Annotated in this window: 17 protein-coding genes; 16 read left to right on the forward strand and 1 reads right to left on the reverse strand. The window is 34.0% G+C overall.

Annotated features, from left to right (window positions below):
- Positions 1–3 precede the first annotated feature (3 nt).
- The 3 genes from L987_RS05575 (at position 4) to L987_RS05585 (ending at position 1,644) form a co-directional block, all read left to right on the forward strand.
- Positions 4–408, forward strand: a complete 405-nt coding sequence (locus tag L987_RS05575; protein ID WP_047503453.1) for a hypothetical protein — start codon at positions 4–6, stop codon at positions 406–408.
- Between the two features lie 12 nt (positions 409–420).
- The gene (locus tag L987_RS05580; RefSeq protein WP_047503455.1) at positions 421–1,008 is read left to right on the forward strand and encodes a major tail protein; all 588 of its coding nucleotides are present in this window, start codon (positions 421–423) and stop codon (positions 1,006–1,008) included.
- 96 nt (positions 1,009–1,104) lie between these two features.
- The gene (locus L987_RS05585) at positions 1,105–1,644 is read left to right on the forward strand and encodes an Ig-like domain-containing protein (RefSeq protein ID WP_047503458.1); all 540 of its coding nucleotides are present in this window, start codon (positions 1,105–1,107) and stop codon (positions 1,642–1,644) included.
- A 65-nt stretch (positions 1,645–1,709) separates the two neighbouring features.
- On the opposite strand, the gene L987_RS13480 is transcribed toward L987_RS05585, so the two are convergent.
- Entirely contained in the window at positions 1,710–1,850 is a 141-nt protein-coding gene (locus L987_RS13480; protein ID WP_081979843.1) for a ribbon-helix-helix domain-containing protein, read from the reverse strand.
- A 106-nt stretch (positions 1,851–1,956) separates the two neighbouring features.
- On the opposite strand from L987_RS13480, the gene L987_RS13285 reads away from it, so the two are divergent.
- From L987_RS13285 to L987_RS05635, 13 genes are read left to right on the forward strand one after another with little or no spacing between them, the layout of a single operon-like run.
- A complete protein-coding gene (locus L987_RS13285) occupies positions 1,957–3,048 on the forward strand; it encodes a hypothetical protein (RefSeq protein ID WP_052190965.1) in 1,092 nt (363 codons plus the stop codon).
- Positions 3,049–3,108: 60 nt separating this feature from the next.
- Positions 3,109–3,471 (forward strand): phage tail assembly chaperone G, encoded by a 363-nt coding sequence (gene gpG, locus L987_RS05595; protein WP_047503461.1) that lies wholly within the window; start codon positions 3,109–3,111, stop codon positions 3,469–3,471.
- A 32-nt stretch (positions 3,472–3,503) separates the two neighbouring features.
- Positions 3,504–3,656, forward strand: a complete 153-nt coding sequence (gpGT, locus tag L987_RS14115) for a phage tail assembly chaperone GT (RefSeq protein WP_156105207.1) — start codon at positions 3,504–3,506, stop codon at positions 3,654–3,656.
- Positions 3,657–3,684: 28 nt separating this feature from the next.
- The gene (locus L987_RS05600) at positions 3,685–8,208 is read left to right on the forward strand and encodes a tape measure protein (protein WP_047503464.1); all 4,524 of its coding nucleotides are present in this window, start codon (positions 3,685–3,687) and stop codon (positions 8,206–8,208) included.
- A gap of 1 nt (position 8,209) precedes the next feature.
- Positions 8,210–9,037 carry a distal tail protein Dit gene (locus L987_RS05605; RefSeq protein WP_052190967.1) on the forward strand — a complete coding sequence of 276 codons (828 nt, stop codon included), beginning with the start codon at positions 8,210–8,212 and terminating at the stop codon, positions 9,035–9,037.
- 8 nt (positions 9,038–9,045) lie between these two features.
- Entirely contained in the window at positions 9,046–10,602 is a 1,557-nt protein-coding gene (locus L987_RS05610) for a prophage endopeptidase tail family protein (RefSeq protein WP_047503467.1), read from the forward strand.
- Positions 10,595–10,810, forward strand: coding sequence for a hypothetical protein (locus tag L987_RS05615; RefSeq protein WP_047503470.1), 216 nt, complete (start codon positions 10,595–10,597; stop codon positions 10,808–10,810). The genes L987_RS05610 and L987_RS05615 overlap by 8 nt, the downstream gene beginning before the upstream one ends.
- The gene (locus L987_RS05620; protein ID WP_047503473.1) at positions 10,807–12,771 is read left to right on the forward strand and encodes a right-handed parallel beta-helix repeat-containing protein; all 1,965 of its coding nucleotides are present in this window, start codon (positions 10,807–10,809) and stop codon (positions 12,769–12,771) included. The genes L987_RS05615 and L987_RS05620 overlap by 4 nt, the downstream gene beginning before the upstream one ends.
- A 3-nt stretch (positions 12,772–12,774) precedes the next feature.
- A complete protein-coding gene (locus L987_RS13290) occupies positions 12,775–14,244 on the forward strand; it encodes a phage baseplate upper protein (protein WP_052190970.1) in 1,470 nt (489 codons plus the stop codon).
- A gap of 4 nt (positions 14,245–14,248) precedes the next feature.
- On the forward strand, positions 14,249–14,650 hold the full coding sequence (locus L987_RS05630) for a hypothetical protein (protein ID WP_047503476.1): 402 nt from the start codon (positions 14,249–14,251) through the stop codon (positions 14,648–14,650).
- A 3-nt stretch (positions 14,651–14,653) separates the two neighbouring features.
- Positions 14,654–14,806 carry an XkdX family protein gene (locus L987_RS13485; protein WP_081979844.1) on the forward strand — a complete coding sequence of 51 codons (153 nt, stop codon included), beginning with the start codon at positions 14,654–14,656 and terminating at the stop codon, positions 14,804–14,806.
- 36 nt (positions 14,807–14,842) lie between these two features.
- On the forward strand, positions 14,843–15,283 hold the full coding sequence (locus L987_RS13715; RefSeq protein WP_156105208.1) for a hypothetical protein: 441 nt from the start codon (positions 14,843–14,845) through the stop codon (positions 15,281–15,283).
- The gene (locus L987_RS05635; protein WP_041080056.1) at positions 15,267–15,662 is read left to right on the forward strand and encodes a hypothetical protein; all 396 of its coding nucleotides are present in this window, start codon (positions 15,267–15,269) and stop codon (positions 15,660–15,662) included. Before L987_RS13715 ends, L987_RS05635 begins: the two co-directional genes overlap by 17 nt.
- Positions 15,663–15,672 lie beyond the last annotated feature (10 nt).

A 15,672-nucleotide genomic window follows, 5' to 3' on the forward strand; every position in this document is an offset into this window, starting at 1 on the left:
TTATTGGACGACATCACAATGAAGATATACCAAGCGATTATAGATAACAAAGAAATTATGGAACATGTTCCTAAGAACAATATAAAGTTCTTCGATTATCCCAACGCACAAGAAATCAAAGATGTAGTGATTGTCATAGATCCATTGGACACACCTAAACCTTCTGATTTCGCTGATGACGACAATTTAACTTACGAATACTTTTATCAAATAGATGTATTTGTAAAGCAAAAGCAAGGTGTAAACGGACGAGTGCTATCGGATAGGCTCGTTTTTTTATTGCAAAGAATGATGTGGGAAGTATTGGGATTTGGCGAAGCATCTTCCATGAAACCCGAATATATCAAAGAATTCAATATCTACCGACAAGCTAAACGGTTTGAAGGTAAACAATATTTTAATTTATAGGAGTGTTTTAATATGGCAGAGAAAAACTACCGTTCATTTACAGGTTTAACAGAGTTTTATTACAAAGTTCATGGTGAAGATGTACAACAAGTTACAGACCCAGAACGTATTAAATATTTACAAGAAATTTCAGTATCAAAAGACCAAGACATTGAAAAAGCATACGGTGATAACCAAGTAGCAGAAATGGCTGTTGCTAACGGCACAATTGAAGTGGAGGCTGGCTTCCACCACCTACCTTTAGAAGATAGAGTAGCTTTATTTGGCTTAGAAAAATCAGAAGATGGCATTGTATCAGTTGGTAACGATACTCCACCATATGTAGCTGTAATGTTCGCCAAAACTAAAGAAGATGGTTCTTGTGAATATGTTGGCCTTCCTAAAGGATTATTCACATTCCCTGAAGTAGAAGGTAATACGAAAGAAGATGGTGTTGAATTTAGTTCTGATTCTACTACTGCAGAATTTATGCAAGCACCAGTTAAAGGCTTTGAAGAAGAAAAAGCTATGTTATTAGGTCACGATGCTAAAGGTACAACAGTTATGAAGGATGCAATCTGGGCAGCAGTATTTGGAGAAAGTGAAGAAGATACACCCTAATACTCCCCAAAATGTAGTGGTGGATGCTGATGTTAATTCGGCATCTATTACTGCAGAATAGGGGCAATCATGATTAAAACACAGGAGGAAATATAAATGGCAGACACATTAAAAGTATACAAAGGTGAAGAAGTTGTAGGAACAGCAGAACGTGGAAAAGACGGTAAAGCAAAAGTCACAATTGATGGTTTAAACGCTAATACTGATTATGCAGTAGGTACTTATCAAGTATCATTTTCTAATGAGAATGGTGAATCAGATAAAGTTGACGTACCAGCTTTCAAAACAAAACCAATCGCAGTTACAGGTGTAACTTTAAATAAAGAGGCTACAGAACTAGAAGTAGGTGCTACTGAAACGTTAAAAGCTACAGTGGCACCAGGTTCAGCTACTAATAAAAAGGTAAGTTTCAAATCTTCAAATGAAGAAGTAGCTACTGTTGACAATAATGGAAAAGTGACAGCTGTAGCTAAAGGCAATGCAGATATCACAGTAACTACTGAAGATGGTAGTAAAACAGCTAAATGTGCTGTAACTGTAACAGAACCTGAGCCAGAGCCGGAGCCAGAACCTGAAGAACCAGCAAACATTGAAGTAGACACAAAAGAAGAAAGTGCTGACGTATCAGCAGAATAACATTATCGAGGGGGATATCCCCTCTTTTTATTTGCAAATAAAAAATAAGGGTTAGCTTTTTACAGCTACCCCTTATCGTACTTCTTCAATATTTCTTTAATTCCTAACTCGACGATTCGAGCTTGTGGAATATAAGTTTCTTTAGACAATTCTTTTAATTTGTCTAGCAACTCTTCGTCTAATGTAAACGTTGCTTGTTTTCTCATAAAATCACCTCTTTAATTTCATTCTACAATATATATATTGTTAAATCAATAGCAATGTGATACAATATAGATAAATAGAAAACAATATGTGAAAAGGTGAATGGATATGACAAAAAAATTAACTCAAAGAGAGTTTATAGACAGAGTTAAAAAAATAGGTAACGGAGAGTATACAGTATTAGGGGAATATAAAACGAATAGATCACCAGTTCTAACTAGGCATGAAGTTTGTGGATATGAATGGGAAATGAATCCTGGAAATTTTTATAGAGGGCGCAGATGTCCCTCGTGTAATGGAACCGGAAAGAAAATAACACAAGAAGATTTTGAAAATAGAATAAAAGAACAAAGTAGAGAAGAATATATTGTTATTGGTGAATATATTGGGAGGAAGAAACCAGTATTAATAAAACACAAAAAATGTGGGCAAGCATGGATGGTAAGACCAGAAGATTTTTACAAAGGTTGCAGATGTCCTTCGTGCTACAATATGAGCCTAAGGATTACTCAAAAAGAATTTGAAAATAGAATCGAAGAACAGGGAAATGGAGAATACACAGTAATCGGGAAATACCAAGGGATAAAAGAACCAGTATTAACAAAGCATAATCTTTGTGGTTATGAATGGGGTTTAATACCTGACATATTTTTTAGAGGCCATATGTGTCCATCATGTTCCAAAAGCCCAAAAATCGATACCAAAAAATATATTGAAGAAGTTAAAAAAACGGACGAAAATTACCGGGTTCTAGGAGAATATAAAACTTGTAAGAAAAAAGTGGAAATGATTCATAAAACATGTGGAAATACTTTTGAAATGTCTAGGGATAACTTTTTGCGTGGTAAACGTTGTCCGCATTGTAAGCAATCTCATGGAGAAACATTTATCTCGAATTTTTTAAAAGAACATTCAATAAATTATGAATTTCAAAAACGGTTTAAAGACTGTAGGGATAAATATCCTTTGCCTTTTGATTTTTATATTCCAACATTAAATTATTGTATAGAATTTGACGGCAGACAACATTATGAACCGGTCGATTATTTCGGTGGAGAAAAGGCATTAAAAGAAGTTCAAAGAAGAGATGGTATTAAAACGAAATATTGTAAAGAAAAAGGTATAAAACTTTTAAGAATACGATATGACGAAGATGTAGAAGAAAAAATGAAAACTATATTACAAAATTATAAGGCTTAGCTATAAAAATATAGCTAGGTCTTTTTTATTAAATTTTAAAATCTAAAGGAGCAATTCAAAATGACAAAACGTAATTTTATTAAATTAATTCAAATAGATAAAAAAGGTAACGCAGTAACAGATTCAGAAGGCAATGCTAAATACGACACATTCATTACTCCTACACATATTCCATTTAGAAAAATTTATGACGCAGCTGATTTAATGGATGAATCTTCCAATGAAGAAAATTCAGCTCAAGAAAATATCGACCAAATGTTAGATATGGTTGTCGATATCTACAATAACCAATTTACAAAAGACAGTTTGCTTGACCGTCTTAACGCACCAGACGCAGTAGAAGAATTACAAGGACAAATTGAATTTATCGCACAAGGACAAATGGATGAAGAAAGAAAAAAGGAACTAGCGAGAATAATTTAAAATCTCTATCTTATAAAGAACATAAAGAAAACATGAAGAAACTCATGCTACAAATGATGAAAGATGGGGGCAAGGATATTAATGACATTTTGGATATGCCCTTTGCTTTCTTCATGGAGTTAGTTGACGAAAGTAATAAGAAAAACGTCAAGAAAACGGATAGCATGCTCGATGCATTTATGTAATACATCTCACAAGTAAGGAGGTGGAGTAATGGCAGAAAGAATAAAAGGGTTACAGATTGACCTATCCATGCGTGACATGGGAGTTAGTAAAACACTATCTGGTATTAAGCGTGAGTTTAGGTCTTTGAACTCTAGTTTGAAATTATCTAGTAACAACTTTAAATATGGTGAAAAGAGTGCATCTTCATATAAAACAAGAATGAATGATCTCGACAAATCTATTAAAGTTGGTACATCTAATTTAAACGAACTAGAAAAGCAATATAAACAAGTAGCACAATCACAAGGTGCAAGCAGTGCTAAAGCGGTTAGGTTACAAACAGAGTATAACAAACAAGCTAATGCTATTAATGCTATGCAAGATGAATACGGTCGTTTAAATCAGTATTATAGAGAAAACTTTTCTATGGCTGGACGATTAAGTAATTCGTTTAGAAGTATAGGAACTAGCATGCAAAGTGTAGGTGGCCAAGCTCAAAACATGGGCCGTTCACTAACAAGCAGTATTACTAAACCTGCATTAGTCGCTGGTACTGCTATGGCAGGTATCACAGCTAAATTAGGTTTCGACAGGTTAGTCGGATTAGATAGTGCTAAGGCTAAACTTGAAGGACTAGGCTATTCAACGAAAGAAGTTGGCTCAATCACTGACCAAGTATCGAAAGCTATTGAAGGTGGTATGACCACAATGGCAGAAGGTACTGACGTGGCAGCAGGTGCATTGGCAGCAGGTGTAAAAGAAGGTAAAGACTTAGAAAAATACATCAAGCTAGTTGGTGATGCTGCAGTAGGTAGTAACAGACCAGTGGGCGAAATGGCAATGATATTTAACCGTGTTCAAGGTCAAGGTAAGTTGATGACAGAAGAATTGAATATGGTAGAAGAAGGTATGCCAGGTTTTAGTAATGCTATGGCTAAACATTTAGGCGTTTCATATGATGCGTTTAGAGAAATGGTTACCAACGGTGAAGTTAGTTCGAAAGATTTCTTAACTGTAATGGACGACTTCGCAGGTGGTATGGCAAACGCTTATTCTAAATCATGGAAAGGCATGATGCAAAACACTAAAGCCTATATTGGTATGATAGGTGAAAGTTTATTAGGAGGAGTGTTCGAGCAGTCAAAAGACTCACTCCACGAATTTGAGAAGATGTTAAAATCTCCTGGCGCTCAACAATGGGCGAAAGAAACAGGAGAAAAATTAGGTAGCGCCTTTTCTAAAATAGCTAGTGGTATACAGTCAATCATAAAATGGTGGCAAAGTTTAGATGGTTCCACTCAAAAGACATTAGGTGGAATAGTCAAATGGCTAGGTATTACTTTAGTAACAATGGGTCCAGTTTTAACGATATTCGGCAAGATGGCTAGCACTATTGGTGGTATGTTTAGTGGAATGTCTAGTTTGATACAATTCTTCATTAGACATAATGGTGCGGCTAAAGTATCTGCTGCATCACAGGCTATTTGGAATGGTGTTACTACTACAGCTAGGAGTATAGCCAACGGATATAGAGCTGCAATGACTGCATTAACCACTTCTCAAACAATACAAGCAATTAAATCGAGAATTGCAGCAACTGCAATGACAATATGGACTGGCGTAACTAAAGCGGCCACGTTAGCAACTAAAGGATTAGGCTTAGCAATAAGATTTATGACTGGACCAGTTGGAATTGTCATCACTGTGATCACCGCTTTAGTAGGTGCTATCATTTACCTGTGGAAAACAAACAGTACATTCAGAAATGCAGTTATAAGTATTTGGAACTCTATAAAAGCAGCAGCAATATCTATCTTTGGATTTATCAAACCTTACATCATTAATATTTGGAACGCCATTAAAAATTCCACAATTGCCATTTGGAACGGCATTAAAACAAGTGCTGTAACAATTTGGAATGGCATTAAATTTGCTGTTCAACATCCTATACAAGCATTAAAAAATGTTTTATCTGCTTTATGGAACGGAATGAAAGTTGCAGCTATTAAAATATGGACGTTACTTAAAAATGGCGTTTTGGCAATAATTAGAGCTTATGTAGCACAAGTTAGATCTAACTTTAACTTAGTGAAACGTATTGTAATCACAATATTCAACGCGATTAAATCATTTGCTATCAAAGTGTGGAACGCTATAAAAAATAGTGTTATAAACCTTGTTAAAGGTTTGAAAAATGGAATAGTAAATACATTTAATTCTTTGAAAAAAAGTGTTACTTCAATATTTAATGCAATCAAAAATTTCTCTTTAAAATTATGGACTAACATTAAAAACGGCGTTGTTTCAAGAGCTAAATCTCTATGGAACGGCGTTAAAAACATGTTCAATAACTTGAAAAACAGTGTTGATTCAATCACAAGTAAAATCAGAAGTTTTTTATATAGTGTTTGGACTGCTATAAAAAACAAAATTATTTCACTTGCTAAATCCCTATGGATTGGTGTTAGAGATAAGTTTAACGCTTTAAAAAAATCTGCTACAGATATTACACAGAAATTGAAAAATGCAGTGAAAGACAAGTGGGAATCTCTTAAGGAAAATGTTGTTGATTTAGCAATTGGTGCTAAAGACGGTGTCGTTAAAGGCTTCAAAGCAATGTACAACAAAGGTGTAGAATGGCTAGATAAACTTAAAGGATTTATCAAGAATGCTAAAGACGGATTCAAGAAAGTAGCTAGTGACTTAGGTAAAGGCGTAGCTAATGGAGCTATCTCAGGATTAAATGCCATGATTGATGGGATAAATACACTTTCAGATAAGATTATGAAGAAAAAACTTATTAAGAATAAGATTAAACCACTATCCATAGGAACTGGAGCTAATCCTAATGTACAAACAGATTCACAAGGTAGATTAACGAAATCAACCAAAGCGATTGTTAATGATAAAGGTTTAGGTAATGCATCGGGATCAAGAGGTCATAAAGAAATCATTCATCGTAGAAATGGAAAGATTGAACAACCTAGAGGAAATAATAAACGTGTCAATCTAAAACGTGGTGATGCAGTTTATAACGGTATTCAATCTAAATCATTAATGCCACATCTTTCAACTGGTACAGGAGCAGACCTATTAAAACAAGCCAAGAAACGTAAGAAACATGAAGAACCACACGGTGATATGTTTGTACCTAAGAACTCAGGTTTCGGTGGCGGAAACATTGCTGAAGATGCTCTAAACTGGACTAAAGAAACTGCTAATAAAGCTAAAGATAGTTTTGGCAAAGCAATTGGCGATGTAATGGATTATATGGATAATCCAGGTAAGCTTGTTGGTAAAGTAATGAAACACTTTGGTGTAGATTTCTCTAACATTAAAGGTGCTATGGGTGGCACAATGTCTTGGGCTTACGGAGGACTTAAAAAAGGACTCAAAGACCTTATCACAGGCTGGTTTGAAGAACAGAGTGGCGCTGGTGATGGTGGATATATCGACTTGTCACGAGGTATAAACTTTGGATTTGCTCGAACAGGTGCAGAAGCAATTGCACAAGGTTATCCATTTGCTAGACCTCACCACGGTATAGATGTTAACTACCCTTACGGTACAAATGTTTATTCAACTATATCAGGTAAAGCAACTGGTACGCACGGTTATAATGGTGGTTTCGGTAACAACATGACTATTACATCGGGTATCATGAAAGTTATTTATGGTCACTTGAGTAAATTAAACTGGACAGGTACAAGGCAAGTTAAACCTGGCGACCTTTTGGGTAAATCAGGCGGAGACCCTAGCAGACAAGGAGCTAATGCAGGAGATTCTACAGGACCTCACTTACACTATGAAATGCAATGGAACGGAGTGGCAAAAGACCCGTTACCATGGCTTAAGAAAAATAATGGTGGAGGAAAAGCTGGAGGTAAATACGGTAGCACGATTAAACAAGCACTAGGAATGGCTGGATTACCACAAACTTCGCAATACATTAAAGCTTGGCAGGAACAAGCGCGTACAGAATCAACATTTAATCCTAAAGCTCAAAACCCTTCAGGTGCTAGTGGTTTAGTACAAGTTAAACCAGCTACATTTAATGCGTTTAAATTACCTGGTCACGGTAACATTTGGAATCCACTTGATAACTTAATTGCGGGTATGAGATATGCTAAAGCAACTTATGGACCTAAGAAAATGCTTAATCAAATTGGTCATGGATTACCTTATGCCACAGGTGGATTAATCAATTCATCTGGATTCTATCAACTTGCAGAAGAAGGTCACCCAGAGTTTGTTATACCAACAGATCCAAGTAGACAATCAGATGCCATGAAGTTACTTGCTATTGCTAGACAAAGAATAGAAAGTAATAAGAAGAATAAACGACCTAATCAAATGCGAACGCCATCTACTGGTGAAAGTAACAGTAATGACAACACAGAACTATTACTACAAATGATTGCTAACCAACAAAAACAACTAGATGCTCTTATGCAAATTGCAAGAAGTAATAAGAATATCGAACAAAAACCGTCAATGAACGAGCGAGGAATAAGCAAAGAACAGGCTCGCCGATTGAGTTTGGAGACTTATAGTGCAGGGGGTACGATTTAATGTGAATAAAAGAGTGAGATTTTTTAACGATAAAGAAAGTTATTATCTTGATGAAGTTATCCCGAGAATTAGGTTTTTAGATGCAACAGAGGAGGATGTTGAAACAAATGTAAACTCACTTGAAATTAAAGGGACAGATGGTGTGATGATGGGACCGAGTACATTCGGTCCTTTTAAATTGATTTTAAGATTCTCTTATATTGGTGAAGATATTACAGATTACAAGTTGGTAAAAACCAAACTAAGAAATCTATTATATCAACGAAATCCATATTACGTTGTTCATTCGGATATGCCAGGGAAAAAATATGCCGTATATTGTGAAAATAATGCCATTGAAGATTTGACAAGTAAATTTGGAACGTTCGAAATAACCTTCCAAGTTTACAAAGGATATTCTGAATCACTATATAAAACAGACCAATACAGTTTAATGTCTGATAAGTGGCAATTTGAAAGCGGTGTAATGCCTGATGCAGATATCAAATATAAACACACGCGACAAAAATTTTCTATATACAATGGTAGTAGCGATACGATCAATCCACGTATGCGACATCAATTGCAGATATGGATAAGGTTAAAAACTAATACTGGGTTTAAATTAGTTAACAAAACTACAGGTGATGTATTTGAATATAAAGGTAAGTTGGAAACAAATCAAAGTTTCTTGATAGACGGGGCTTATCCTTATATTGAGAAAGAGCGATGTGGTAGATTAACGAATCATGGATTGATAACACTGGTACCAGGTTATAACGATTTCGAAATATGGGGAACTGTAAGTGACTTTGAAATACAATTCATTTTCCCATTCATATATAGGTAGGTGAAGAAATGAATACAGATATTATAGTCACAGATATAAAGGGAACTATGTCAGAATTATTGCTTGATTTTGCATACGACACTTTCAAATATGAGTACGAACGAAATAACACGAGACAGATTTCTTTCACTGCTTACAAATCTAGTTATAACGAGGATGTTTACAACATACTCCAAAACGAGTCGTTTATTGATTACAGTGGTCAACGTTATGTCATCAAAAGTGCTACTCCATCGTTTGATGGTATATTACACACTAAAGAAATAACAGCTACCCATATCATGTTCGAGTTTCAAAATCACTATGTGAGTAAAGATATTTCAAACGAAACAATGAATGAAGATACGGACGAAAATATAAGTCAAACCCTAACCTTAAAACAATATCTTGATTTTGGATTTAAAGACAATGATTTAGGTTACAGTTATGAAATCGATGGCACATTTAATGAAAAAGTCACGATAGAAGAATTAGGGTCGAAAAATGGCATTGAACATTTAGTTGAAGGTGCAGAACTTTTCGGTTATATATACTTTGCAGATAACAAAAAGATTTATATATATGATGAAAACGCCTTTTATAAACTTACAGAAAAAACAATACGTTACAGATACAACAATAGTGAAGTGAAAGCTACCATCGATACTAAGGATTTGAAAACCTATATTCGAGGTTATGGTAAGAAGTTAACCGAACAAGAAACCAAGAATTACAATCCAGTTAAACCTAAAGATCTAACATACAATGGTAATTTCATAAAAGATGGAACATGGCGTACCGAAGTTGTCGGTGCGTCTTTTTCATACACACTAAATTGTAAACATGGTAATGAAACTATTATTTTCAATCTTAAACGTATGAGTAAAGGTGGAATTATGAAGTTGTATTTTGATGACGTGTTGATAGGTGAACAAGATTGTTACAGTAAGTCAGCTAACACAAAAGCAATCACATTATCAAAAAACGCTGAACAAGGAAAACACACTATTAAAGCAGTTTTTAAAGGTGCTAAAAGTGGGATTGATTATAAAAATTCTAAACCTTGTATGTACGTAGGTACTTCAACTGCTACTGTGATTAATACTACAGCTAAGATAAAAGGAGAAGAAATATATAGTACAAAAGTTGTATATGAATCACCTAATTTAAAAGTATTTGGTAAACGTGTAGCACCGGATGTGTTTGACGATAGAATAACGAACAATAAAACCCTAGAAAATAAACTTAAAACAGAATTGAAAGATGAACCCGATATTGAATTAGATATTAATTACGTTGGTGATGAAGATATTGGCGAACGTGATGCTATTTGGTTTATCCATGAAATCATGGGTTACAACACAGATTTAAAAGTTGTATCACTCAACAAAACACATCCATTGAATCCAGAACCAGACGAAATAGGATTCAGTAACAATAAAAAAGATATTGTTCAAATAAGTAACGTGTTAAATAACAAGATTAAAAACGTAAACGCTGCATTAAATAAAACACAAATAAATAACATATATTCCGATGGTGGCGTTAACGGGTCGATAGTAGGGAGTGTGTTAGTAGATGAGTAAAGAAATACCAATCGTACGCTTTGAATTTGGTGGCGAAGATGCTTTCGCTCAAACGCATGTAGATGGTGTTATTGGTTTAGAAGATATGATTGAAGATTACGTCAATAAAGATGTTGTTTTGCGTGCTAACAATGGCGCGCTATTTAAATTAGTAGTTAATGAAACTGGCGAATTATCTACAGAAAGAATAGAAGGTGACAATGTATGATAAGACTTCAAACTAATATGAGTTCACAGTTAGATCAACGGTACAGAAGCGAAAATGTAAGTAACTTCAAAAAGATACAATACAATAGCAATGATATGCAAAATAACATGATATATCATCAAGTAGAACAATTAAAAGCACATAATTCTAAACAAATAGATCATAACGGTTCACCTTTAAATCAATGGGCTAAACGTAATGATAAAAGAATAGAAAACTTAGTAACAGGCACAGATGGTGATGGCGTTAAAGAAGTTACTGATAGTAGAGTATCAATGGATGGAGAAATACATGGTCTACTTTATAATAGATTAGAACATGATTTTAACAGAGTTAACGAAGAACTAGAAAGAATCGAAAATAAGTTCATTGAGATTAACTTTGGTGATTATGAACCAGACAATACAGGTCAAACAGATGTATCTGAAAAATTGCAAGAAGCTTTGAATAAAATAAAGCATGCAAAAGCAGGGAAGATATTTATACCAGCTGGTGATTACCTTATTGACAATAGAGTGATTATTTATAAAAACACTACTTTTGAAATGGATAGTAACGCAACATTGTTACGTGGAAATACTAACGAAACGATGATGAACCAATCTTACGATGATAAATATTATGGTTACGAAGGTAATGGTAATATACATTTTATAGGCGGTACATTTGATTCGAATTATGAGCAAATAGATAAATATCCAACTAAAGCAGCAAACCAAATAAACCTTATGCACGCCGAAAATATAACCTTCGATAATGTAACCTTTAGAAATACAATTTCTTATCATGCTATTGACACTAACGGTGTTAGAAACATGAAAGTGAATAACTGTATTTTTGAAGGTTATATTAATTTAACAGATGAATCAATGAAAGAATCAATACAATTATCAGAATATGTTGAAGCTACTATTGATGGTCAAGGTTACTACGACGGTACACCGTGTAGAGATATATTAGTTACAGGTTGTAGTTTTAGACCATCTGATATATTGAGCGCACCACATGTTGGTGTTGGGAACCATTTAAGCGTTCATAACATATACCAAAATAATATTATTGTTACAAAGAACACTTTTATAGGATGTAAAGGTGCTGGCGTTAGGCCATACAAATGGGAAAACGTAAGAATAGAAGATAATTTGTTTGAAAATTGTGAAGAAGGCGTCAGAATTTCCTCTGTTGGCGGAATGGATAAAAGTGCAAATGATGTTAACGGAATACCAAGTGAACGACCTCAAGCAGGTAGAATGTATTTTATAAATGGTAACATCTTTAAAAATTATAAAAAATATGGTGTGAGTTCCTATGGTCAACAATACAACGATATATCTGCAAAAGTATTTAACCTACACATAAATAATAATGTGTTTGATTGTGATAATAATGATGTAGGAGAAGCAATAAATTTAAACATTTGTTCCAACATACACATTAAAGACAACTCTTTTAACTATGGTTATAGAGGTGTTAGACATAGAGCATGTGATACTTTATTCATCGACAAAAACTATTTCAACAATATTAAAACAGAAGCTATATACAATATGATATCCCAATATACAGGATATGAAGCTTATTGTAGACATTTACACATTACCAATAATCTAATCAATACTACTGGAAGAAACGGTATATTTGTCCAGTATACTAAAAACTATTTCGTTAGATTCAATACAGTTACAAACACAAACCAACAAATAGAAGATAACAATCCACGTGGTGGTATTTACTTAGCTTACGCTGAAACTGGTGCAGTTGAAAACAACCATCTGTGGGGGACAGATAAAGATTTCGCAATAAGATCTGTAGGATTAAAAAACACAATTGTGTTTAACAATGGTGGTTCTGGTGGAGTTTTTGTTGACGGTGATGACAATACAAAATCATCTGTTATTGGTTATTTCAATGTTGATACTCAAAACAACATTGTAAAAGTCGATAAAAAAGGAGAAGTGTAGACTATGGCTATAGATAAAAAAACAAATATAAAACTCGAAACAACTGCTAATTATCAACCTTTATCTAATTTAAATGTTCAATTTTACAATAGGGATATTAACACATCTGTGCTTAATTTTATTGTTACAAGAAACGGTTCACCTTTATTATTAGGTGCTGCAAATGTAGACACGAGTATAACGCTTGTTGCGGAAGATGGTTCTAAAATTAGAGATGAATTAGTAATCACTGATGGAATGAACGGTATAATCCAATATACGATACCGAAAGAATTTTTAAAACATACTGGGAAAGTAACTGGACAAGTTGAAATAGCTATAAAAGGTAAAGAGGACACTGTCGTTGAACGGTTGTTCTCTTTTAATATTGCAGAAAGTTTAGTTGAATCATTCGGTGCTGACACTAAATTGGTTTACATTAAAAAATTCGATGATTTAGAAATTAGAATAGATAATCAAATGACTAAAATTGAAGAAGCTATGGCTAATGGAACCGATTATGTTACAGAATTAGAAAAAGCTAGAGCAAAAGGGTTATCTGATATAGATATTGCTAAAACTAATAGTTTAGAAGAATTAAGCACATTAGCTAATACAAAACTAGAAGAAATAGAGTTAAAAGGCGATGAATATGTAAATGGATTGAATACTGCAAAAAATGATATTGATACAAAAATAAATCAATTTAACGATGATGTTCTAGCTGGTGGCTATTTAAAATCTACGGAAACAGAAACTTGGCAAAAATATGGTTTCACTTTAGATGATGGAAAAAGAAAGTGGTTAGGAACTTTAGAAGTAAAAATAGAAACTTTGCCACCTGGTCTTTATGAAGCAACAATACCTTACGACAATGCTAGTGTAGGTGTACCTCCTGATTCAAATGGAGATTCCTATATAGCATCATTTGACATTTTTGAGTCTAGTAATGGGCTAAAACAAATACGTTTTACACAAAATTTTCATAATAGACATTATATAAAGACTATACATTCCAATGGAAATGACCGCGGTTGGAGAGAGTTTATCACCGCTGAAAACACGAAAGATATTGAAACTACAATTGGAGCGCAAAGAAAAATAGATGAAGCTATAAAAACGTTAAATGAAGCTATCGATTTGAAACTATACGATACAGGTTGGCAAGATTTACCCCTTATGAGTGGATTTCAAGAAGACTCGATTGGACCTTCAAAATACAGAATTAAAAATGATGTATGTACAATTATTTTTAACGCAAAGATTACTAGCAATTTGTTAAGTAACGGCTCGCCTATGTTCTCTTTACCTTCAAATTACTCGCCTAAATACGCTTTTAGTTTTTTAGCTAGAACCAATGGTAATAGTGGGAAAAACCCAATAAAAGGTAGTTACGATGAAGTAAACCAAGTATTTAAAATTTGGGAAGATAATAGTAATACAGCTGCAATTGGAAACTTTATATATGGTCAATTAACTTTTATAGTGGGGTGATTAAATGTTTAAACAGGTATTTGATTATAATGGCAACGCATTTTTAGTAAAAACTAATGATAACGGAGAATTGTTAGTTGATGATTTGAAGAAACAAGGTTTATATCAATACACAGATATAATGCCCCCTAGCAATTTATTCCCTCCTAGAATATTTGATGGTGAACAATGGCATGGTTCTACTATTAAAGAAGATGGAAAAGAAGATCATAAACCAAGTGCAATAGAATATATGTTAGCACAAGCGCAAATGCAAGTAACTAAAACAGCAGCGAGATTGATAACTTCACAAGAAGAACAGGCGAAAGTTAATTTGGAATTAACTAAAAAAGAAAAACGTATACAACAGTTAGAGCAACAACAAGCAGACACATTATTAGAGATTGCCAAATTGAAAGGGGAATAAATTATGTATCCAGGATTCGATTCTATCAAATATTTTTACGACATTAACTGTTACACAAACGAGGACATTCAAACTTATGTTGAGTTAGATGCACTAACTAAGGAACAATATACAGAAATCACTGGTGAAAAATATCCAGAACAACCACAGGCTTAGGCTTGTGGTTTTATTTTATAGAAAGTGGGTGAGTGAATGAAAAGGACATTTAGTATTAGTAAGTTAGACACAAAAGAAATATTGTTAATCACTCAATCCCTACTACTAGGTTCGACCATATTTGGACGGGGTGTACTTTGGTTTACAAGTCCAGAAACAATATTGAAAGATTCGCCTTTTTATCTAGCTTTAAATGAAATCATGCCTATTTGGTTATGGGGTTTAATAATTATGATTACTGGTTTTCTATATGCTATGAGTGCATTGTTTGTGACAAGTATGGAAGAAAACAGCAAATATTATTTCTTCATCTTTGTAGGCGGTTTAACCTCGTCGATATTCTACTTCGTTATGACGAGCGCTGGGTTGTACAATAATTTAAATTGGCTAACACCATTCAACTTTTTAATATTGACAGCATGGACTGGTGTTACATCGTTTGTAGGTGGTGCGGAGTTATATGGTAGACGAAAATAAGTTTGTTACACACGATGTATTTAATACACGTGAACGAAAAATATATCAGTACATTGACAGAGGCGACCAAGAGTTAAAAGATTTATACCATAAACTAGATAAAAAGTTAGAGTTAGATCAACAACGAGGCGAACAAACGATAAAACAACAAGATAAAATGATAGATAGTTTAGACAAGATTAATAGCAATTTAACTGGTTTTGATAAGCGTGTTTCTAATATTGAAACGCAAACAAAATCAAACACAGATGCAATAAAGGAAATTAAGGCAACAACTAAAGAAAAGAAAATGGGTGCTGTTCAAGTAACAATTGCCATCATAACGGCGTTAGGTGGTATTTTTGCAGCAGCGATAGGTTTTGCGCAAGTATTCTTTTAGAGTCGGCACA

This window comes from Staphylococcus sp. ZWU0021, from assembly GCF_000798895.1.
In the GTDB taxonomy this organism is placed as follows: Bacteria; Bacillota; Bacilli; order Staphylococcales; family Staphylococcaceae; genus Staphylococcus; species Staphylococcus saprophyticus.

Coding starts and splice junctions, on each gene's coding strand:
- L987_RS05630 (WP_047503476.1), top strand. CDS start 14,249: ATGTTTAAACAGGTATTTGATTATAATGGCAACGCATTTTTAGTAAAA.
- L987_RS05610 (WP_047503467.1), top strand. CDS start 9,046: ATGAATACAGATATTATAGTCACAGATATAAAGGGAACTATGTCAGAA.
- L987_RS05600 (WP_047503464.1), top strand. CDS start 3,685: ATGGCAGAAAGAATAAAAGGGTTACAGATTGACCTATCCATGCGTGAC.
- L987_RS05635 (WP_041080056.1), top strand. CDS start 15,267: ATGGTAGACGAAAATAAGTTTGTTACACACGATGTATTTAATACACGT.
- L987_RS13715 (WP_156105208.1), top strand. CDS start 14,843: ATGAAAAGGACATTTAGTATTAGTAAGTTAGACACAAAAGAAATATTG.
- gpGT (WP_156105207.1), top strand. CDS start 3,504: ATGAAGAAACTCATGCTACAAATGATGAAAGATGGGGGCAAGGATATT.
- L987_RS05615 (WP_047503470.1), top strand. CDS start 10,595: ATGAGTAAAGAAATACCAATCGTACGCTTTGAATTTGGTGGCGAAGAT.
- L987_RS05585 (WP_047503458.1), top strand. CDS start 1,105: ATGGCAGACACATTAAAAGTATACAAAGGTGAAGAAGTTGTAGGAACA.
- L987_RS05620 (WP_047503473.1), top strand. CDS start 10,807: ATGATAAGACTTCAAACTAATATGAGTTCACAGTTAGATCAACGGTAC.
- L987_RS13285 (WP_052190965.1), top strand. CDS start 1,957: ATGACAAAAAAATTAACTCAAAGAGAGTTTATAGACAGAGTTAAAAAA.
- L987_RS13485 (WP_081979844.1), top strand. CDS start 14,654: ATGTATCCAGGATTCGATTCTATCAAATATTTTTACGACATTAACTGT.
- L987_RS13480 (WP_081979843.1), bottom strand. CDS start 1,850: ATGAGAAAACAAGCAACGTTTACATTAGACGAAGAGTTGCTAGACAAA.
- L987_RS05580 (WP_047503455.1), top strand. CDS start 421: ATGGCAGAGAAAAACTACCGTTCATTTACAGGTTTAACAGAGTTTTAT.
- gpG (WP_047503461.1), top strand. CDS start 3,109: ATGACAAAACGTAATTTTATTAAATTAATTCAAATAGATAAAAAAGGT.
- L987_RS13290 (WP_052190970.1), top strand. CDS start 12,775: ATGGCTATAGATAAAAAAACAAATATAAAACTCGAAACAACTGCTAAT.